The organism is Streptomyces sp. NP-1717 (assembly GCF_022695985.1).
Classification (GTDB): domain Bacteria; phylum Actinomycetota; class Actinomycetes; order Streptomycetales; family Streptomycetaceae; genus Streptomyces.
Window position 1 is genome coordinate 1 of the sequence record NZ_JAAPBF010000125.1, and the last position, 20304, is coordinate 20304.

Here is a 20304-nt window from a genome sequence, read left to right on the forward strand (position 1 = left end):
TCGGCGGCCGACGTCCGGGCCGCCGCGCCAGAGCCCTGTTCCGCACCACCGTGGCCACGGCCGGACTCGCCCTCGTCGGATCGGCCCTGGCCCCCGTCACGGCGACGGCCGCCGCCGCACCCGCCGCCCGCCCCGTATCCGCCGACGGCTGCCGGCAGCCCGCACCCCAGCAGCCGGGCACCAGCCAGTTGCAGACCCTCGCGAGCGGCGGACTCTCCCGTACGTACCAACTCCACCTCCCCGCCGACTACACCCCGCGCCACGACTGGCCCGTCGTGCTCGCCTTCCACGGCCGGGGCAACACCGGCGTCGGTACGGAGGAGTTCTCCGGACTCTCCAACCTGCCCGCGATCGTGGCGTACCCCAACGGCGTGATCGGGACCGGCGACGGCGACCGGCAGGCCTGGCAGGGGGCACCGTACGCCGCGGCCGGCGTGGACGACGTCGCCTTCACCGGCGACCTCATCGACGAACTGCGGCGCACGCTCTGTGTGGACGAGCGGCGCGTCTACGCCACCGGCAAGTCCAACGGCGCGGGCCTCACCGGTCTGCTCGCCTGCCGGATGTCCGACCGGATCGCCGCCATCGCCCCCGTGGCGGGCGCCTTCTACCCCGGGACCGGCGAGAACTGCCGCCCCTCGCGCCCCGTCCCCGTCATCGACTTCCACGGCACCGGCGACGTCACCATCCCCTACGCGGGCGACCCCGACCGCGGACTGCCCGCCATCCCCGACTGGACCGCCGGATGGGCCGAGCGCAACGACTGCCGCTCGCGGCCGAAGACCAGCACGATAGAGCCGGACATCACCATCACCCGGCACAGCCGCTGCGACCGCGGCGCCGAGGTACGCCACGTCGCCATCACCGACGGCGGGCACACCTGGCCCGGCGCCGACAGCTACAGCGGTGGGGGATACGCCACCGAGACCATCGAGGCGCACGAGGTGATGTGGCAGTTCCTGCGCCAGTACCGGACCCCGAGATCCGACGTCCGCTGACGCGGGAACCACACAAGGAGAGCCGCTCATGAGTACCCCGACTCCCGCACCACCAGGCACGCCCGGCACACCGGGCACCACGGGCGAGACCCCCGCCGAGCCCCGGCTGCCGCTGATCATCCGCGCCATGGGCGTCATCGAACGCGCCGGCAACGCACTTCCGCACCCCTTCTGGCTGTTCTGGATCCTGTCCGGGATACTCGCCGTCGTCAGCGCCGTACTCGCGGCGGCGGACGTCTCCGTCGTCTCCCCGGCCGACGACAAGACCGTCGCCGTACAGAGCCTCCTCAGCGGCGACGGACTCGCCATGGCGGTCTCGACGATGATCGAGAACTTCGCCACGTTCCCGCCCATGGCGACCATCGTGGTCGTCATCATGGGTGTCGCCGTCGCCGAACGCAGCGGATTCCTCGCCGCGTTGATGAAGGTCGGTGTCTCACGCGTCCCCGCGTCGTGGGTCGTGTTCGCGGTGGCCTTCGCGGGCACCGTCGCCCACGTCGCCTCCGCCGCCGCCTACATCATCCTCGTACCGCTCGGCGGGCTGGCCTTCCGCGCGGTCGGCAAGTCCCCGATCCTCGGCGTCGTCGTCGCGTACACCGCGATCGCCTCCGGGTACGACGCCAGTCCGCTGCCCACCCCCAACGACGCCATCTTCGCGGGCATCACCACCGCCGCCGCGCAGATCGTCGGCGGTGACGCCGCGTACGTCTCCCCGCTGAGCAACTGGTTCTTCAACATCGCCTCCTCGTTCCTGCTCGCCGTCGTGATCACGCTGGTGACCAAGTACGTGCTCAGCAAGCGGCCCGACCTGGACGCCGACCCGGACGCCGACCTCGACGACCTGGGCCGGCTCACGCTCAGCGACCGCGAACGCTCCGCGCTGCGCCGCGCGGTGTACACCCTGCTGGCCGCCGGCGTCGTCCTGACCGCGGCGCTCCTGCCGGCCTCCTCGCCGCTGCGCGGTGAGGGCGGCAGCATCGTGGAGTCGCCGTTCCTGGACGGCATCGCGGCCGTCGTCGCCTTCCTCTTCGGACTGGTGGGCATCGTCTACGGCAGGCGCTCCGGCTCCATCAAGAAGGCCGCAGACGTCCCGAGGCTGATGGGCGAGGGCATCAAGCAGATGGCGCCCGTACTGGTGCTCTTCTTCGCGATAGCCCAGTTCCTGGCGTACTTCGACTGGACCGGCATCGGTGACGTGCTCGCCGTCAGGGCGGCCGAGGCACTCCAGTCCAGCGGGCTGCCGATCGTCGTCGTGTTCCTGATGATCCTGCTCCTGCTGACGCTGGTGAACGTGATGGTCACCAGCGGCTCGGCGATGTGGGCCCTGGCCGCGCCGGTGCTCGTCCCGATGCTCATGCTCGTGAGCGTGCCGGCGGAGACGACACAGGCACTGTTCCGGATCGCGGACTCCGGCTCGACGGCCATCACACCGATGAGCCCCTACTTCCTGATGGCGCTCGGCTTCCTCCAGCGGTACCGCAAGAGCGCGGGCATCGGCACGCTCGCGTCGTACACGCTGCCGCTCGCCGTCACGATGACCCTCGCCTGGACGCTGCTGTTCCTGGCGTGGTGGGCGCTCGGCATTCCGCTGGGGCCGGGCGCGCCGGTGCGCTGACCCCGTACAGGATCAGGGGGTGGCCCCGCCCGCGTACGGGCGGGGCCACCGGGGGACGCCGCCGATGGGCGGCGTCCACCGGCCCGTGTCCGGCTACCCGTCCGCGGCCGGGCCCGTCACCGAGGCCGGCGCCGGGGCGTAGCCGGTCGGGCGGGCCGTGAAGGTGCCCCGGCCCTGCGTCCGGCTGCGCAACCGTGTCGCGTAACCGAAGAGTTCGGCCAGCGGCACGGTCGCGGTGACCACGGTCGTACCGGCACGGGCGGTCGAGCCCGACACCCGGCCGCGCCGGGCCGCCAGATCACCGAGCACCCCGCCGACGGCCTCGTCGGGGACGGTGACGGTGACCTCGACCACCGGTTCAAGCAGCAGCATCGTGCCCGCCCGCAGTGCCTCGCGGAGCGCGAGCCGCCCCGCCGTGCGGAACGCCATCTCCGACGAGTCCTTGGAGTGGGTGGCCCCGTCGGTCAGGGTGACCCGTACCCCGGTCACCGGATGACCGCCGAGCGGTCCCTCGGCGAGCGCGTCCCGGCAGCCGGCCTCGACCGCCCGGACGTACTCCTGCGGTACCCGTCCGCCGACCACGGTCGACCGGAACGCGAACCCGCCCTCGCCGTCACGGGCGCCGCCGCCGGCGTCCGCACCGGACTCCGCCGCCTCCAACGGCTCGGTGTCGATGACGACATGGGCGAACTGCCCCGCCCCGCCGTCCTGCTTGACATGCCGGTACACCAGACCCGACACCCCGCGCGCGACGGTCTCCCGGTAGGCCACCCTCGGCCTGCCGACGCCGATCTCCAGCCCGTGGGCGCGGCGGATCTTCTCCACCGCGACCTCCAGATGCAGTTCACCCATCCCCGAGAGCACCGTCTGACCGGTCTCGGGATCGGTACGGACCACCAGCGAGGGATCCTCCTCGGCCAGCCGTGCCAGCGCCGACACCAGCCGGTCGACATCGGTGCGGCTGCGTGCCTCGACCGCGACGGAGACCACCGGATCGGCGACGGCCGGCGGTTCGAGGACCAGCGGAGCCGTCGGCACGCACAGGGTGGCACCCGCGCGGGCCGCCTTCACCCCGACGACCGCGACGATGTCCCCGGCCACCGCCCGGTCCACCTCCGCGTGGCGATCGGCCTGGACCCGCAGGATCCGGCTGACGCGCTCGGTACGCCGCGTCCCCACGTCCAGCACCGCCTCTCCCTTTCCGACCGTTCCCGAGTACACCCGCAGAAACGTCAACCGGCCCGTGGGGGTCGAGTTGACCTTGAACACCAGCGCCGCGAACGGGCCAGCCGGGTCGGCGGCCCGCTCCTGGACCGCGCCGCCGCGCGTACCGCGCACCGCCGGTACGTCCAGCGGCGACGGCAGATAGGCGACAACGGCCTCCAGCAGCGGCTCGATCCCCCGGTTGCGGTACGCCGAACCGCACAGCACCACGACACCCTCGCCGGTACGGGTCAGGTCCCGCAGCGCGCGGACCAGTGTCCGCGCGGAGAGCGTCGACTCCGCGCAGAACTCCTCCAGCGCGAGCGGATGCAGCTCCGCGACCGCCTCCTCCAGCAGCCCGCGGCGGCGCAGCGCCTCCGCCACCAGCGAGTCGGGCACCGGGCCCTCCTCGTACGCGTCCGTGTCGCCGGACCAGACGAGCGCGCGCATCCGGAGCAGATCCACCACGCCGGTGAAGCCGTCCTCCGTACCGATCGGCAACTGCACCACCAGCGGGGCCGGATGCAGCCGCTCACGGATCGACTCGACGGCCGCGTCGAGATCGGCCCCCGCGCGGTCCAGCTTGTTGACGAACGCGATACGGGGGACCCCGTGCCGGTCCGCCTGCCGCCACACCGACTCGCTCTGCGGCTCGACCCCCGCGACCGCGTCGAACACGGCGATCGCGCCGTCGAGGACGCGCAGCGAACGCTCCACCTCGTCGGCGAAGTCGACATGGCCGGGGGTGTCGATGAGGTTGAGCCGGTGACCGTCCCAGACACAGCTCACGGCCGCGGCGAAGATGGTGATGCCGCGGTCGCGCTCCTGGGAGTCGAAGTCGGTGACGGTCGTGCCGTCGTGGACCTCGCCACGCTTGTGGGTGGTACCGGTGAGATAGAGGATCCGCTCGGTGACGGTGGTCTTGCCGGCGTCGACGTGGGCGAGGATGCCCAGGTTCCGGACGGCGTCGATCGGGTTGGTGAGCGGAGTGGTGGGGTGACGGTGCACGTCGGTACGCACGGCCCGAGCCTTTCGGGATGATCCATGGAACAGGGCGACGCGATTGCCGGACGAAGCCCCCGACGCGGCGAGGCAGCCCTCATGGGCGAAGCCCAACGGGAATGCTCCTACGACGAGTTGACGGGTGATCAGGCGTTCGTCACGGACATCCGGGACCGGCCGCGCAGCCGGCGCCGGGCGTCGCGAGACACCAGGATCACCTCGTACCGTGCCGGGGGGACGACAACAGCGGTGCGGTGGCGCACGGCAGTTCTCCCCTCACTGGTCACGGTCCGCGCGCGGCGACGGTGTGCGGCGCGCGAGTTCGTGGCGAGTGTACGAGAGGTACGCGGCGGGGGCACCGGCTTTTCCCCCGGTGCGCGGCCCCGGACGCCGGCGGCTGGTATTCCTGCGGGGTACGGATCGACCGCCCGCCCGCGACAGGAGCACCATGTCGTCCCTCCCGCCCGACCTTTCGTCCGACACCACCTTCGCCGTCACCGGATCCACCGGCCGGCTCGGCGGGCGCGTGGCACGCCGGCTGTCCGCCGGCGGCATCGCGCAGACGCTGGTCGCCCGCGACCCGGACCGCGCCCCGCGGCTGCCGGGCGCCACCGCCGTCCCCGGCGCGTACGGCGACCGCGACGACATCCGCCGCGCGCTGACCGGCGTGGACCGGGTCCTGATGGTGTCCGCCGCCGAGACGGTCGACCGGGTCGAGCAGCACCGCGCGTTCGTCGACGCCGCGGCCGAGGCCGGCGTCGGTCACCTCGTGTACATCTCCTTCTACGGAGCCGCGCCCGACGCCACGTTCACGCTCGCCCGCGACCACTGGCACACCGAGCAGCACATCCGCGCCAGCGGCGTGCCCTTCACCTTCCTCCGCGACAACCTGTACGCCGACTTCACGCCCGGCCTCGTCGGCGAGGACGGTGTCATCCGTGGCCCGGCGGGCCAGGGGCGCGCCGCCGTCGTCGCCCAGGACGACATCGCCGACGCCGCCACCGCCGTGCTCACCCGCGCCCCCGAACACGCCGGCGCCACCTACGACTTGACCGGGCCTCAGGCGCTGACGTTCGAGGAGATCGCCGCCGCCCTGACCACGGCCACCGGCCGTACGGTCACCTACCGGCCGGAAAGCGTCGATGAGGCGTACCGCTCCCGCGCCTCGTACGGTGCCCCGGACTGGCAGCTCGACGCCTGGGTCTCCACCTACACCGCCGTCGCCGCGGGCGAACTCGACGGGGTCAGCGACGGTGTCACCCGGCTGACGGGGCGGCCCGCGACCCCGCTCGCCGATGTCGTCGGCTGACCGTCGCGGAGGCTGAACGGGCCTGCCCGGCAGGCTGATTCCTTGTCTGTCGAGGAGGGCCGCGCCGGCCGCATAATTCAGCGATGAGGAACGGATGAGGAACAATCGCGTCGTTCTCGGCCCCGGACCGCCACTTGAGGAGCGCGTCGGTGGGCTGGTCGAGGAGTGGATACGCGACGGCCGCGGCAGCGATCACCTGGTGACCGGCAAGGCCTTCTTCGCGCTGTACTCCTGGTACGGCAGGCGCTGGGCCGACCACGACATCGGGTGGTCGGAGTACGTCGCCGCCTCGTACGACTTCATCGGCGGCAGAGCCGGCTGGGAGGCCATGCTGCGCGAGCGGACCGAGTGCGAGGGCTGCCGGGACACCTACCGGCTGGAGAACATCGGGCTGTGCACCGGATGCATGCGGTACACCTGCTACGCGTGCGGCGCCCACGGGGCGTGCGCGGGCGAGGTGGTGTGACCGGACAACTCTCGTGTACCGCCCGGGGGTGACGGGGAGCCGGCCCGGGGGACCCTCGGCAGCGCCGGTGACCTCAATCGGCCGGGGTCGGTGAGTGTGACGGCGCCCGAAGGTGGGTAGCCGCGCCATTTCGGGGTAGGCGAGGCGAATGACCACCTATCCGTTGACCGAGGAACAGGCAGGCTTGCTGACCTGGGTGCGATGGGCGTACGCGGGCATGTCCGTGCTGGCCGTCGCGTGCCTCGTATCCGCCCTGTGGGCGGGACACCCCGGCGAGCAGACGCTGTTGACCAGCGTGGCCGGCGTACTCGCCTTCCCGGTGCTCACGTTGCTGTCGTTCCGTCAGTTGCACCGTCACCGCGTCGCGTTGGAGGAACTCCGGCGTCGGCACGACCGATCGCGTCCGCCACTTCCGCGGCAGTGGGCCTGACCCACCCTCCTAGGGGGTTGCGCGGGCGTCGACCCCGTACCCGGCCCTCGTCACCGCCGGTCCACCTCAGGACGGCTGTCCCCGCGCGCGCCGACAGCGGGTAACTCCTGGCGTGGCGGACGTCCGACGGGCCGCCCTTCACCCTCGTCATGCCGCGCGACCGTCCGTCGTCTCTGCACGGCCCCGCGGACCCGTGCGACGCGACGAGCACGGGCCGCGTCCGCACCTGAGTGGGAATTTCGTCACATGCCACGAAGGATGACGCGCGACGGTCGGAAAATTTCAGTCTTCTGTCTTGCCGGTGGACTGTCATGTCCCTACGTTGTGGAGGGCCGCAGCGTGCGCCGGGACGCGTACGCCGCGCACCGCATGCCGCCGCATGCCGCACTTCCCCGCACCTCCACACGCAGAGCCGATTGCGAGGAACCCCGTGGCCCTTTCCAGACGCACCGTCATCGCGTCCGCGATAGCAGGTGCCGGAGCGGCGGCAGGACTGGCCGCCCAGACCCGTACCGCACAGGCGGCGGCCTCCCCGCCCGGAGACGTCGTCGGCAAGATCACCGTCGGCTACCAGGGCTGGTTCGCCTGCTCCGGCGACGGGGCGCCCATCAACGGCTGGTGGCACTGGTCGCAGAACTGGGGCCAGTCACCGTCCCCGAGCAACACCGCCATCGTGAGCTGGCCCGATCTGAGCGACTACACCCGCACCTACCGAACGGCCTACCCGGCGCTCGGCAACGGGCAGCCGGCCGCGCTGTTCTCCTCCTACGACCAGCAGACCGTCGACACGCACTTCTCCTGGATGCGGCAGTTCGGCATCGACACCGCCGCGCTCCAGCGCTTCAACCCCAACGGCGGGGAGGGCGCGACCCGCGACGACATGGCGGTCAAGGTGCGAAGCTCCGCCGAGAAGTACGGGCGCAAGTTCTACGTCATGTACGACGCCACCGCGTGGACGAACATGCAGCCGGAGATGAAGGCGGACTGGCTCGCCAAGATGAAGGCGCTCACCGCGTCCCCCGCCTACGCCCGGCAGAACGGCAAGCCGGTCGTGGGCATCTGGGGCTTCGGCTTCAACGAGCCCAACAAGACCTGGTCGGCGGCCGTCTGCCTCGACGTCGTCAACTGGTTCAAGGCGGAGGGCTGTTACGTGATGGGCGGCGTGCCCACCCACTGGCGGCGCGGCATCGAGGACTCACGGCCCGGGTATCTGGACGTGTACCACGCCTTCGACATGCTCTCGCCGTGGATGGTCGGCCGGATCGGGGACATCGCGGGCGCCGACAACTTCTACGCCAACGTCAACACGCCCGACCAGGAACACTGCGACGCCCACGGGATCGACTACCAGCCGTGCGTCCTGCCCGGCGACCTCCAGTCGGGGCACCGCGCGCACGGCGACTTCATGTGGCGGCAGTTCTACAACATGTGCCGGATCGGCGTGCAGGGCATCTACATCTCGATGTTCGACGAGTTCAACGAGGGCAACCAGATCGCCAAGACGGCGGAGACCGCCGCGCACGTCCCGGTGGGTTCCGGGATCAGGGCGCTGGACGAGGACGGTACGGCCTGCTCGGCGGACTACTACCTGCGGCTCACCGGCGACGGCGGGCGGATGCTGAAGGGCGAGCTGGCGCTGACCGCGAACCGCCCCACGCCTCCGGTCGTGGGCGGCGGCGGCCCCAACCCGCCGACGGGCGACCTCGCGCTGCGCAGGCCGGCGAGCGCGAGCAGTCAGACGCAGCACTACGGACCCGGCAACGCCGTGGACGGCGACGGCAACAGCTACTGGGAGAGCGCCAACAACGCGTTCCCCCAGTGGATCCAGGTCGACCTCGGTTCCGCCCTGCCGGTGCGACGGGTCGTCCTGTCGCTTCCGCCGAACCCCGCCTGGGCCACCCGCAGCCAGACGCTGTCCGTCCTCGGCTCCACGAACGCGACGGGCTTCACCACGCTGAGCGCACCGGCCGCCCGTGTCTTCGATCCCGCGAGCGGGAACTCGGTGACGGTCACCCTCGCCTCGGCGGCGACCGTGCGGTACGTACGGGTGCAGATCACCGGCAACACGGGCTGGCCGGCGGGCCAGTTGTCCGGACTGGGCGTCCACGCGGACTGAGTTCCCCCGGCGGGCCCGGCCCGGGGAGGCCCCCGGGTCCGGGCCCGCGAGGTCGCTAGGGCGTGTTTCGAAAGTCCCGCCTGGCTCGCGACGCCTGGCACGCACGCTCGCTGCGTTGTCGGAGTCGTCCAAGTACGTCCAGTACGAGCACGATCCTCCGCCTTGCGATCGCACGCACCGGACGCCGCGAGCCCCGCCCTGCGGGCGGACGGCGCTACTTTCGAAACACGCCCTAGCCGAGCAGCCGCAGTGTCGTCGGGGAGACGCCGACGTGGACCGACTGGCCCCATGTCAGCGTCAGCGCGTCCGACTCCATGCCGTCGCCGAATGCGATCAGACGGTCGGACTCGACGGTCAGGCGCAGCCGCTCGGCGGATGTCAGTTCGCCCGACACGAGGGACGTTCCGGTCGTGGGGGAGGGCCACGCCTCCCGGACGAACCAGATCAGCCGACGGTCGGCGGGGCCGGGCAGCGGGAGCGTGCTGCCCCGTTCGCGCCACAGCGAGCGCAGCCATCCGGTGGCGCCGGTGCCCGTGCCGACGAGTACGCCGGACGACGCCTGGGCCTCGGGAGCCGGCGTCGTCCTCCCGCCGGTGCTCAGCCGGTAGCGGACCGTCTGGTGACCGGGCGGCCCGAGGCAGATCTCGTTGAGCGCGAGCAGCCGTTGGCTGTCGTCGGCGACCGCCTCCACCATGGTGAGTTCCTCGACGCCGTGCCCGGCGGCGACGGCCGCCCCGAGGAGCGCGCCCGCGTCGGCGGCGCGATGGCGGACCAGCACGCCCGGATTGCGGCCGGGGTCCGTGTCGATGCCCACCACGGGCTGCCCGGAGAGGTACTTCGCGGCGTTCGCGACCAGCCCGTCCTGGCCGACCACCACCACGACGTCCTTCGGACCGAAGAGGAACCGGTCCAGGTCCGCGCGTTCGACACGGCTCTGCCGCCACCGGTGCGGTACGGCCGCGGCCACTTCGCCGAGCGCGCGCAGCGTGCGGTGGTGCCGCTCGGCGACCTCGCGGATGTCCCGGTCGCGGGAGGAGAGGAAGAACGCCGCCTGGCCGTGGGTGCCGTGCCGCGCGAGCAACTCCTCGTACTCCGTGGTGCGGTGGACCAGTACCGCCCGCGGCGCGAGCGTCACGCCCGCTCCCCGCCCTGCCGCCCGAGCGTGGCCAGCAGCCCGGACAGCACGTCGGGGGAGACGGTGACACTGTCGACGCGGGGCAGATTCTCCGCGAGCCGGTCGACGGCCAGCGCGCGCAGCGTCGCCGCGTCCGCGTCGCCGTGCACCCGCAGCCACTGAGCCTGCGCCGCCGCCCGTGCCTCGCCGGTCCTGCGGGCCGCTTCGGCGTCGGCGGTGGCCAGCCGGACGCGACGCTCGGCCTCGGCCTCGGTGCGTACGGCGTCGGCCGCCGCGCTCTCCTCGGCCTCGCGGCGGGCGTTGGTGCCACGCTGTTCGACCAACTGCTCCTCCTGGCGGGCCAGTTCGATCTGGCTGGCGAGTTCGTTCTCGGCGATGGCACGTTCCCGCTGCACCGCGACGGCGCGTCGTTCGTAGGTCGCCCTGTCCGCCTCCTGCTGGATCTGCTCGCGCGCCGGTGTCCGCAGGGCGCGTTCCACCTCGGCCTCCGGCCGGACGGCGACCACCCGCACGGTCACCACCTCCAGGCCGGTGGCGGGCAGCCGGGGTTCGGCCGCCAGCCCGCCGTCGATCCGGTCGCGTACGGCGGCGACACCGTCGGACAGCGCGGCGGCCAGGGGAGTGCGGGCCAGGACGTCCAGCGCGTGCTGCTGGGCCGTCCCGGTGAGCAGGGTGGCGATCTGTTCGAGCGGGGCGCCGCGCCAGGCACCGGTGTCGGGGTCGAGGGAGAAGTCCAGCCGTGCCGAGGCGAGCGCGGGGTCGCTGATCCGGTAGGTGACGGTGGCCTGGACGGTGACGTCCTGGAAGTCGGCGGTGCGGGCATGGAAGGTCATCGCCAGTTCCCGGTCGTTGACCGGTACTTCGGAGAGCGCGGCGGACAGGGCACGGAACCAGAAGCTCAGCCCCGGACCGTCGTGGACGAGCCGGCCCCGCCGGTGGTGGCGGATGTGCGTGGTGGGGGCGGAGCGCAGATGGCGCCAGCCGAGGCGCTTGGTGATGTCAGCCATGATGACCTCTTCTCGTCGGTGTGACGATATCGAAGAGGCGGTCATATCGTCAACGTGACGAAAGTGATCCGCCCTCTCCCCGGGCCGTGACCGGCCGGGGAGAGGGCGGAGAACTACGGTCCGGTCGCTCAGGCGCCGGGCTCGATCCAGATGTTGCGGTAACGCACCTTGTTCCCGTGGTCCTGGAGCCGGATGGCGCCCGTGGCGGTCGTCTCCGGCGCGCCGGCCCCGGTCGGACCGTTGACGGCCACGTCGTCGTGGACGGTCTTGCCGTTCCACACCACACTGACGCGGGCGTCCTCGGTCTTCTTCCCGTCGGCCCCGAAGCGGGCGGCGCGGAAGGTGATCTCGTACGTCTGCCAGGTCTCCGGCGCGGTCGACGCGTTGAGGTCCGCGGCCTTCTTCAGGTAGATCGCGGCCGCGTCGTTGTCGGCCAGCCGCTCCTTGCCGAAGGAGTCCAGGATCTGCACCTCGTACCGGTCCTGGAGATACACACCGCTGTTCCCGCGGTCCTGGCCGGTCACATCCGGTGGCAGCTTCGGTACCCGGAACTCGACGTGCAGCTTGAAGTCCTTGAAGGCCTGTTTGGTGCGGATGTCACCGCAGCAGACCTCCATCGCCCCTTCGTCGGACAACGGCCACCGGACGTTGCTGCCGTCGGTGTGCTGCCACTGCGACCGGTCCTTCCCGTCGAACAGCGTGATGCGGCTGTCCTTGGGATGCACGGTGATCAGGTCGAGATTGACATGGCCGGTGTCACCGCTGTCGTACCGGTACGCGATGGTGTTGGCCCCGCGGCTCAGCGGCAGCGACTCGGTCACCGTCGCCCAGCTGTCCCACTTCCCGGTGCTCGGCAGGACGGTCTGTTTCATCTTGCGGCCGTTGACGTAGAGACTCACCGTCTTGTCGCCGACGAACGGGTTCGGGCCGTTGGCGTAGCGCAGCGCCACGTCGTACTTGCCCGCCCGCGTCGTACGTACGTCGAACGTGGTGGTGGCGCCCTGTGTCCCGTAACTGTCGACGAAGCCGCCGCCCGAGTGACCCGCGTGCTCGGTGTCGACCCGCGCGCCACCGGTCAGTGCGGCCTCCTCCGCCTCGTACAGCGTCTCCGGCGGCGCCTCGGCACCGGCCAGCGAGTTGAGGGTGTACCAGGCCTCGGTGCTCCAGAGCGTCTCGCCGCCCTCGGCGCTGAACGGCCGGGGCGAACGCACGTGCACCACCCGGTTGGACTTGAGTCCGTCGATCGCGAGGGTGACCTTCTTGCCGTCGGCGGACACGGTGGCCGACTGGACCTTCAGCGTCTCCTCGTCGATCTTGGGGCCGCCGTAGTCGGGCGTCGGGGCGTAGTACCACTGCTCGACCTCGTAGCGGTCGGCCAGTTCGGCGACGGTCTCGGCGGAGAGCGGCTTGGTGTATTCGAGCTCGAAGCCTCCCGGCTTCGCGCGCATCGCCAGGATGTCGAAGGCGTCGTCGCCGTCGGGCGTCAGCTTCTGGAGGCCGTAGGAGAGTTTGCCCTCCTGGCCCCAGTTGCCGCCGGCGCCCAGACCGCCGGTGTAGATCGCGCCGTCGGGGCCCATGCTGATGCGGTTGACGCCGGCTTCGAGGCCCTGGGTCATACGGAAGACCGCGCCCTGGTACTCGCCCTTGACCTTCTCCAGGTACCCGCGCTGAAGACCGCCGTACGTGACGTCACCGAAGACCATCTGTCCGGCGAACGGTCCCTCCTTCAACAGCAGAGGAGTACTGGGGGAGTTGGCGATCTCGTTCTGCGGCAGCCACAGGACGGGCTTGGTGACCGGCTTGGAGTCGAAGGGGCCGGCCGGGTTCGTGTAGTGGTTGAAGAAGCGGTCCTGCTTGATGTGCACGAGCTTCGACGAGGGCAGCCAGCCGCCCTGGTTGTCGGTCACGAAGATGTCGCCCTCGGGACCCCAGCCGATGCCGTTGGGGGTACGCAGGCCACCCGCGACGTAACTGACCTCGCCCGTCTCCTTGTTCACCTTGATGGTGGAGCCGCGGTTCTTCGCGGGCTGCGGGTCCGTGGTCGCCCCGCCCAGGTTGATCGAGACCGACAGGTTCAGATAGAAGAACCCGTCCTTGTAGAGCAGCCCGAAGGCGAACTCGTGGAAGTTCCCGCCGAACGGCCAGGTCGCGACCTTCCGGTAGGTGTCCGTGACGTCGTCGCCGTCGGTGTCCTGGAGCTCCGTCAGCTCGTCCTTCTGCGACACGTACAGCGAGCCGTCGACGTACTTGATGCCCTGGGGCTCCTTGAGACCCTCGGCCACCTTCTTGGCCTTGACCTTCTCCGGCCCGGTGCTGCCCGTGACATCGCTGAGGAGGTAGACCTCGCCCGTCTCGTTGTCCGTGCCGCCCCAGGTGGTGACGGCGAGCCGGCCGTCGGGCAGCCAGTCCATCGCGGTGACCTGCGGCTCGAAGCCGGCCGGGCGGAGGTCGGTGAGCTTGTAGTTGGGGTGCACGCCGGTCAGGGGCAGACCGTCGCCGGGGGAGTCCTTGACGCCCTCGCACTCCTTGCGGCCGGGCGCCGTCACCCGTACGACGTCGGCGTCCGTGCTGAGCACGGAGTTGGGCACGACGGCGAAGCCGGACGCGCCCGGAGGCTGCCACGCGAGAGTGATGTTCTGGCCGCCGGTGCGGTCGAAGTGGTCGATCCGCAGGGAGTGGACACCGGCCGTCAGGGTGACGGTGCCTTCCTTGGGGTCGGCGCCGTGCAGACCGTCGTGGTCGATGGCGACCTTGTCGTCGATCAGCAACCGTGAACCGTCGTCGCTGGTCAGCCGGAACGTGTAGGAACCGTCCTGCGGGACGTCGATGTTGCCGATGACCTGGGACACGAAGTTGTCGCCGATGCCGCCGAAGTCGTCTGTCGACGACCAGTCGATGGTGGGCATCAACTTGTCCACGTTCGGGGTCTGACCGGGCTTCAGGGTGCAGATCTTGTCCAGCGGCACCTGCACGTCGAACACGCGCAGCGTGACGCCCGGCTCCTGCGGGGGCAGTTCACGGGCGACGGGATCGGCCGCGACGGGGTCGGCGGCGGTGGCCGGGGTCGAGACGAGCCCGGTGGTGAGGAACGAGACGGCGAGCAGGCTGAGCAGACATCTGCGCAGCCGGCGGCTCGGTCTTTGATCCATTCTTCCTCCTGGCACTTCGCGCACCGGGAAGAACACCCCGGCCCGTGGGCGGAGTTCACCGCCGGGGGCGAGCCCTTCGATCCGGATACGGAGGTCTGGAAACGGATGCGGACGCTGCGTTCTGGCGGTTCACGGGCCGACTGATGTCCTGTCATGTACGTCACCAGTCGACTCGTCGAACGAAACACTAGAGACTTCTGTCGAGATCGTAAATACTTTGTCACGCACAAGTGGAAAGTCCCTGGCGGGGGTTGGGGCGCTTGGCACGGCGGGCCGGTTCGGACCCTGTGGCTGTGATACTGGGGACATACGTCACCGGGGGGTTTCGATGAATTGGTCGCGGCGTGACTGGGCGGAGTGGGACCCGAGGGTCGTTCCGCTCACCGGAGTCGACAAGACCGACAGCGTGGGTCCACCGCTGCCACTGCCGCCCCCGCGGCCGCCCTTGCCCGGTGGGGACGGGCCGGTGCTGCAACAGATCGGCGGGGACGGCCATCAGGTCGCCCGGCTGACCACCGGCCCGGGGCCGGTCATTCTCAACATCCGTCACGACGGGCCGGAGCACTTCGTCGTGGACGCCCTGGACGGGCGACTGCGGTCGGCGAGCCAACTGGTGTACACCGAAGGCCCGTTCACCTGCCGATCGCTGGTCAACGCCGATGACGAGCGGCAGGTGCGCGCGGTACGGGTCCAGGCGGACGGGCCCTGGTCGGTCGAAGCGGTCGCGGTGTCGACCGCTCTGCTCCTGGAGGGCGAGGCGGCGCGGCCCGCCTCGGACGTACTGCGTTACGAGGGCGGCCCCGGGGTCGCGACCCTGCGCCACGAGGGTGACCCGCGGTCCGACGACGGCGGGTACTTCCTCGTCGACACCTTCGAGGTGGACGGGAACGGATTCGTCGATCAGCTGGCCAACCACATCGGCCCCTGGCGCGGCGAGGCGCCGTTGACCGGTCCGTGCCTGATCTTCGTCCGTTCCGACGGTCCGTGGTCGATCCGCGTGCGGAGCCTGGAGGACTGACGGCGCCCCGGCGCGTAGCCGGTGTGGCCCTCCAGCCGCCGTCGCCGGCCCGTCAGTTCATCCGCCGGCGGGCCTGCTTCACCTCGCGGTCGATCGCCCAGACATCCCCCACCGGCCCGAGATGGCCGAGCTTGTCGGGATTGGTCACCGAGCGGATCGCCTGGACGCGGCCGTCGAGCACATCGAGGGCCAGGACCACGAGCACCTTGCCGTCCCGGTCGCGGAAGACCGCACCGGGCTGGCCGTTGACCTCGTGCGGCTCCAGCGTCACGTCGACCCGCAACAGCCACGGGATGAACCCGCCCAGCAGCTTGGCCACCCTCGCCGCGCCCGAGACCGCGTCGGCCAGCTGCGGGGTCTTGCCGCCGCCGTCCCCGACAAGTTGCACGTCGGCGGCCAGCAGATCCTGGAGGCCGCCCACATCACCGTTCGACAGCGCGTCGAAGAACCGTGTCGCCAGCTCCTGCCGTTCCCGGCGGTCCGCCTCGAACCGTGGCCGCCCCGCCTCCATGTGCCGCCGCGCGCGGACCAGCAGTTGCCTGCACGCCGCCTCCGACCGCCCGACCGCGGCGGCGACCTCGTCGAACCCGAAGGCGAACACCTCCCGCATCAGGAAGACCGCCCGCTCCAGCGGGCTCAGCCGCTCCAGCAACAGCAGCGCCGCCATCGACACCGAGTCCGCCAGCTCCACCGACCGCTCCGGATCCTGATAGGGATCGTCGAGCAGCGGCTCGGGGAACCACGGGCCCACGTACGCCTCCCGCCGCACCCGCGCCGAGCGCAGCACATCGATCGACAGACGGGTCACCACGGTCGACAGGTAGGCCTTGGCCGACGTGGGCCGGGTCGTGGAGACGTCGAACCGCAGCCACGTCTCCTGCACCGCGTCCTCGGCCTCGGTGACGCTGCCCAGTATCCGGTAGGCGATCGAGAACAGCAGCGGGCGCAGTTCCTCGAACTCCTCGACCTTGCTCACGCCGACTCCTTTCCCGCGGGCCCGATGGCGATGCCGATGCCGACGCGGCTCAGTGGAACTGTCCGGGCACGTAGTCGCCGGCCGGCTGCCGGGTGATGACGTTCAGCCGGTTCACCGAGTTCATGAAGGACACCATGATCACCAGGGCGGTGAGCTGCTCCTCGTCGTAGTGCCTGGCGGCGTTCGCCCACACCTCGTCGCTGACACCCCCGGCCGCGTCCGCGACCCTGGTTCCCTGTTCCGCCAGGGCCAGCGCGGCACGCTCGGCCTCGGTGAAGACCGTGGCCTCCCGCCATACCGCGACCAGGTTCAGCCGCGGCGCGGTCTCGCCGGCCGCGGCGGCGTCCTTGACGTGCATGTCGACGCAGACGGCGCAGCCGTTGATCTGGCTCACGCGCAGCGCCACCAGTTCCCGCGTCGAGGCCGGGACCGGCAACTCCTTGAACGCCTTGCCCATCGCCATGAAGTGCTTGAGAACCTTGCCGGCGATCGGACTGGTGCGGTAGTTCAGTCGCGCGTCCATGATGTGCTCCTTCGGGGTCGTCGTCGGTGCCTGCACCCCTTGAGACGAGGTGGCCCGACCCCCTGTGACACGGACGTGCGTCCGGACGGGAGTGACCTGCGTCTCTCCGCGCCGACCCTAGCCCCCGGCCCGGTGACCCAGGCGGGCCGACAACGCGTCCGCGCCCTTCGCCGCCAGCTGCGCCAGCTCCTCCTGGCGGGACTCCGTCCAGCGGATCATCGGGACGGAGACGGAGAGCGCGGCCACCACCCGGCCCCGGCGGTCGCGGACCGGCGCGGCCACGCAGCTGACGTCCGAGTTGGACTCCCGGTGCTCGACCGCGACACCGCTCCGCCTGATCTCGGCGAGGGCCGTCCGCAGCACCGCCGGGTCGGTGATGCTGTTCGCCGTCATGGCGGCCAGCTCCCTGCCCGTGAGCCGGGCGTCGAGTTCGGGCTCCGGTAGGGACGCCAGCAGCATCTTGCCCACCGAGGTGCAGTGCGCGGGCAGCCGGCGGCCCGCGGCCGACACCATCCGGACCGTGTGCGTCGAGTCCACCTTCGCGATGTAGATGACGTCGAGGTCTTCGAGGATCGCGACATGCACCGTCTCGTCGCAGGTCTCCGCGATGTCGCGGGCGACCAGTCCACCCTCGGCGGCGAGGTCGAGCTGTTCCGCGTAACGGCTGCCGAGCTGGTAGGCCCGTACGCCGAGGCGGTACCGGCCGGGCTGCTCGGGGATCGCCTCCAGGTAGGAGCGCGCGGCGAGGGTGGTGAGCAGTTCGTGCACCGTGGTGCGGGGCAGGCCCAGCCGGCGGATGACGTCGGGCGCGGAGAGTTTCCCGTCGCCCTCCAGGAACAGTTCGAGAATGTCGAACGCCCGCGTCACCGCGGGGACCAGTCTCCCCATCTCCGTCCACCCCTCATGTTCGGTACTCCGGCCAATGACCGGAATGACGAACAAAGGCTAACGGCTGCGTGACCCATTGACACCCCTCGGCTACCTGTTTACGGTCACGCCAGCATTTCGAACGCGTGACGAAATATCGAACGGATCGGTCCGTACAACATCGAGGGGCACCGCAGTGCGCATCACGGGAATCAGCACCCATGTCGTCGGTACGCCCTGGCGTAACCTCACCTACGTCCTGGTCCACACCGACGAGGGGCTGACCGGCGTCGGCGAGACGCGGATGCTGGGCCGGACCGACGCGCTGGTGGGCTATCTGCGCGAGGCCGAGGCCAACCACATCGCGGGGTCCGACCCGTTCGCCGTCGAGGACCTGGTCCGCCGGATGAAGTACGGCGACTACGGGCGGGCCGGCGAGATCGTGATGTCGGGCATCGCCGTGGTGGAGATGGCCTGTTGGGACATCAAGGGCAAGGCTCTCGGCGTGCCGGTCTGGCAGTTGCTCGGCGGGAAGGTCACCGACCGCGTCAAGGCGTACGCGAACGGCTGGTACACCACGGAGCGCACCCCTCAGGCGTACCACCAGGCCGCGAAGGCGGTCGTGGCCCGCGGCTACCGTGCCCTGAAGATCGACCCGTTCGGCACCGGCCACTTCGAACTGGACCGTGCCGGAACCGGCTACGCGGTGTCCCTCATCGAGGCCGTGCGGGACGCGATCGGTCCCGACACCGAGCTGATGCTGGAGATGCACGGGCGGTTCAGCCCGGCGACCGCGGTACGGCTGGCGCGCGAACTGGCCCCGTACGACCCGGCGTGGCTGGAGGAGCCCGTACCGCCGGAGAATCTCCGGGCGCTGGGCAAGGTCGCCGGGAAGGTGGACATCCCCGTCGCGACCGGTGAACGCATCCACGACCGCATCGAGTTCCGTGAGCTGTTCGCCTCGCAGGCCGCCGACATCATCCAGCCGGACGTCGGACACATCGGCGGCATCCTGGAGACGCGGAAGCTCGCCGCGACCGCCGAGACGCACTACGTGCTGGTGGCCCCGCACAACGTCGGCGGGTCCGTACTGACTGCGGCGAGCCTCCAACTGGCGGCCTGCACACCGAACTTCAAGATCCTGGAGCACTTCAACGACTTCGCCGACGCGGAGATCAAGAAGATCGTCTCGGGCGCGCCCGAGGTCGACCCCGCGACGGGCTGCTTCGAGATCTCCCACGCGCCCGGTCTCGGCGTCGACTTCGACGCCGACGCGGCCGCCGAATTCCCGCAGCAGCAGGCCCGGTTCGACCTCTGGGCCGAGGGCTGGGAGAAGCGCGACCCCAAGGCGCCCCGGTGAGCCGGGCCATCGTCGTCGACCGGCCCGGGACCCACCGGCTCGTCGAGGGCGAGCGGCCGGTCCCTGGCCCCGGCGAGGTACTGGTGAAGGTTGCGGCCGCCGGGATCTGCCTGAGCGACCGAGAGGTGTACGCCGGCCGCCGTGACCCCGGATACGTCCGCTACCCGGTCACCCCCGGCCACGAGTGGTCCGGGACGGTCGAGTCGGTGGGCGAGGGAGTCGACCCGGCGCTCACCGGCAGGCGCACCGTCGCCGAGGGCTTCCGCGCCTGCGGCGTCTGCGACCGGTGCCGCGCCGGTGACACGTCCCTGTGCGCCGGCGGCTACGACGAGACGGGCTTCACCCGGCCCGGCGCGTTCGCCGACCATGTCGCCGTCCCCGCACGGCTGTTGCACCCGCTGGCCGACGACGCCGACCTGCGGGCCGCCGCCCTGCTGGAGCCGGCCGCCGTCGTCGCCGGAGCCGTACGGGCCGGATGCCCGGAGCCCGGCGAGCGGGTCGCCGTCGTGGGCGCGGGCACGCTCGGCCTGCTCGCCGTGCAGTTCCTCGCCGCGTACGCGCCCGGCGAACTGACGGTGATCGAGCCCCGTACCACCCGGGCCGCCCTGGCACCCGCGTTCGGCGCCCACGAGGTCATCAGCCCCACGGCGGCCGAGCACCGCCGGGGCCACTACGACCTCGTACTGGAGACGGCCGGGGCGCCCAGCACCGCGGCCTCCTCGTGTCTGCTGGCACGGCGCGGCGGCCGGGTCGTCCTCACCGGGATGTTCCCGGCGGGCGCGGCCGGGATCGACCCCGTCCATCTGTCGCTGAGCCAGCTGACGGTACGCAGCGTCTTCGGCGCCCCGTCCGCCGCCTGGTCCTTCGCCGTACGCGCCTTCACCGCGGGCCTGCTCGATCCCGGTCCGCTCATCACCCACGAGTTCCCGCTGGAGCGGTACGCCGAGGCGGTCGCGCTCGTCGGCGGCGGCGACCCCGGCACGGGGAAGGTGCTGCTGCGCCCCTGACCCAGCGCACGGGCGCCGGTGGCGGCGCCGTACCACGAACTCCGAACATGGTTCGAGATACCGAACAACACCAGCACCGACAGGCAGCGACCGAAGGACATGTCCGTTGACCGACGCACCAGC

Annotated in this window: 16 protein-coding genes; 9 read left to right on the top strand and 7 right to left on the bottom strand. The window is 71.1% G+C overall.

Translation table 11 applies throughout. From position 1 onward, the window contains the following. Window positions 1-998 (top strand): PHB depolymerase family esterase (locus tag GXP76_RS22790; RefSeq protein ID WP_242573434.1); only part of this gene is annotated, 998 nt, incomplete at its 5' end. A gap of 28 nt (window positions 999-1026) precedes the next feature. Continuing rightward, window positions 1027-2613, top strand: coding sequence for an AbgT family transporter (locus tag GXP76_RS22795; protein ID WP_242573435.1), 1587 nt, complete (start codon window positions 1027-1029; stop codon window positions 2611-2613). Between the two features lie 93 nt (window positions 2614-2706). Here GXP76_RS22795 and fusA read toward each other — a convergent pair whose 3' ends face one another. Next, complete coding sequence (fusA, locus tag GXP76_RS22800; RefSeq protein ID WP_242573436.1) at window positions 2707-4836, bottom strand: elongation factor G; 2130 nt, start codon at window positions 4834-4836, stop codon at window positions 2707-2709. A 430-nt stretch (window positions 4837-5266) separates the two neighbouring features. Here fusA and GXP76_RS22805 point away from each other — a divergent pair, with 430 nt between their 5' ends. The 4 genes from GXP76_RS22805 (at window position 5267) to GXP76_RS22820 (ending at window position 9139) form a co-directional block, all read left to right on the top strand. Beyond that, a complete protein-coding gene (locus GXP76_RS22805; protein ID WP_242573437.1) occupies window positions 5267-6127 on the top strand; it encodes an SDR family oxidoreductase in 861 nt (286 codons plus the stop codon). A gap of 94 nt (window positions 6128-6221) precedes the next feature. Further along, window positions 6222-6593, top strand: coding sequence for a hypothetical protein (locus tag GXP76_RS22810; RefSeq protein WP_242573438.1), 372 nt, complete (start codon window positions 6222-6224; stop codon window positions 6591-6593). Window positions 6594-6741: 148 nt separating this feature from the next. Further along, complete coding sequence (locus tag GXP76_RS22815) at window positions 6742-7023, top strand: hypothetical protein (RefSeq protein WP_242573439.1); 282 nt, start codon at window positions 6742-6744, stop codon at window positions 7021-7023. A gap of 379 nt (window positions 7024-7402) precedes the next feature. Then, a complete protein-coding gene (locus GXP76_RS22820) occupies window positions 7403-9139 on the top strand; it encodes a discoidin domain-containing protein (RefSeq protein ID WP_277993699.1) in 1737 nt (578 codons plus the stop codon). Between the two features lie 232 nt (window positions 9140-9371). Here GXP76_RS22820 and GXP76_RS22825 read toward each other — a convergent pair whose 3' ends face one another. The 3 genes from GXP76_RS22825 to GXP76_RS22835 form a co-directional block, all read right to left on the bottom strand. Then, window positions 9372-10274 carry a hypothetical protein gene (locus GXP76_RS22825; protein ID WP_242573441.1) on the bottom strand — a complete coding sequence of 301 codons (903 nt, stop codon included), beginning with the start codon at window positions 10272-10274 and terminating at the stop codon, window positions 9372-9374. After that, complete coding sequence (locus GXP76_RS22830) at window positions 10271-11281, bottom strand: SPFH domain-containing protein (RefSeq protein ID WP_242573442.1); 1011 nt, start codon at window positions 11279-11281, stop codon at window positions 10271-10273. Before GXP76_RS22830 ends, GXP76_RS22825 begins: the two co-directional genes overlap by 4 nt. A gap of 128 nt (window positions 11282-11409) precedes the next feature. Further along, the gene (locus tag GXP76_RS22835; RefSeq protein WP_242573443.1) at window positions 11410-14430 is read right to left on the bottom strand and encodes a family 16 glycoside hydrolase; all 3021 of its coding nucleotides are present in this window, start codon (window positions 14428-14430) and stop codon (window positions 11410-11412) included. Window positions 14431-14896: 466 nt separating this feature from the next. Between GXP76_RS22835 and GXP76_RS22840 the strand changes: the two genes are divergently transcribed. Next, the gene (locus GXP76_RS22840) at window positions 14897-15448 is read left to right on the top strand and encodes a hypothetical protein (protein WP_242573444.1); all 552 of its coding nucleotides are present in this window, start codon (window positions 14897-14899) and stop codon (window positions 15446-15448) included. A 52-nt stretch (window positions 15449-15500) separates the two neighbouring features. Here GXP76_RS22840 and GXP76_RS22845 read toward each other — a convergent pair whose 3' ends face one another. The 3 genes from GXP76_RS22845 to GXP76_RS22855 form a co-directional block, all read right to left on the bottom strand. After that, on the bottom strand, window positions 15501-16424 hold the full coding sequence (locus tag GXP76_RS22845) for an RNA polymerase sigma-70 factor (RefSeq protein ID WP_242573445.1): 924 nt from the start codon (window positions 16422-16424) through the stop codon (window positions 15501-15503). 49 nt (window positions 16425-16473) lie between these two features. Then, window positions 16474-16947 (bottom strand): carboxymuconolactone decarboxylase family protein, encoded by a 474-nt coding sequence (locus GXP76_RS22850; RefSeq protein WP_242573446.1) that lies wholly within the window; start codon window positions 16945-16947, stop codon window positions 16474-16476. A gap of 117 nt (window positions 16948-17064) precedes the next feature. Beyond that, window positions 17065-17835: an IclR family transcriptional regulator gene (locus GXP76_RS22855; RefSeq protein ID WP_242573447.1), complete on the bottom strand. Its 771-nt coding sequence runs from the start codon at window positions 17833-17835 to the stop codon at window positions 17065-17067. A gap of 175 nt (window positions 17836-18010) precedes the next feature. On the opposite strand from GXP76_RS22855, the gene GXP76_RS22860 reads away from it, so the two are divergent. Then, window positions 18011-19174, top strand: a complete 1164-nt coding sequence (locus tag GXP76_RS22860) for a mandelate racemase/muconate lactonizing enzyme family protein (RefSeq protein WP_242573448.1) — start codon at window positions 18011-18013, stop codon at window positions 19172-19174. Next, window positions 19171-20181, top strand: coding sequence for an alcohol dehydrogenase catalytic domain-containing protein (locus tag GXP76_RS22865; protein WP_242573449.1), 1011 nt, complete (start codon window positions 19171-19173; stop codon window positions 20179-20181). The genes GXP76_RS22860 and GXP76_RS22865 overlap by 4 nt, the downstream gene beginning before the upstream one ends. The last annotated feature ends 123 nt before the right edge of the window (window positions 20182-20304 follow it).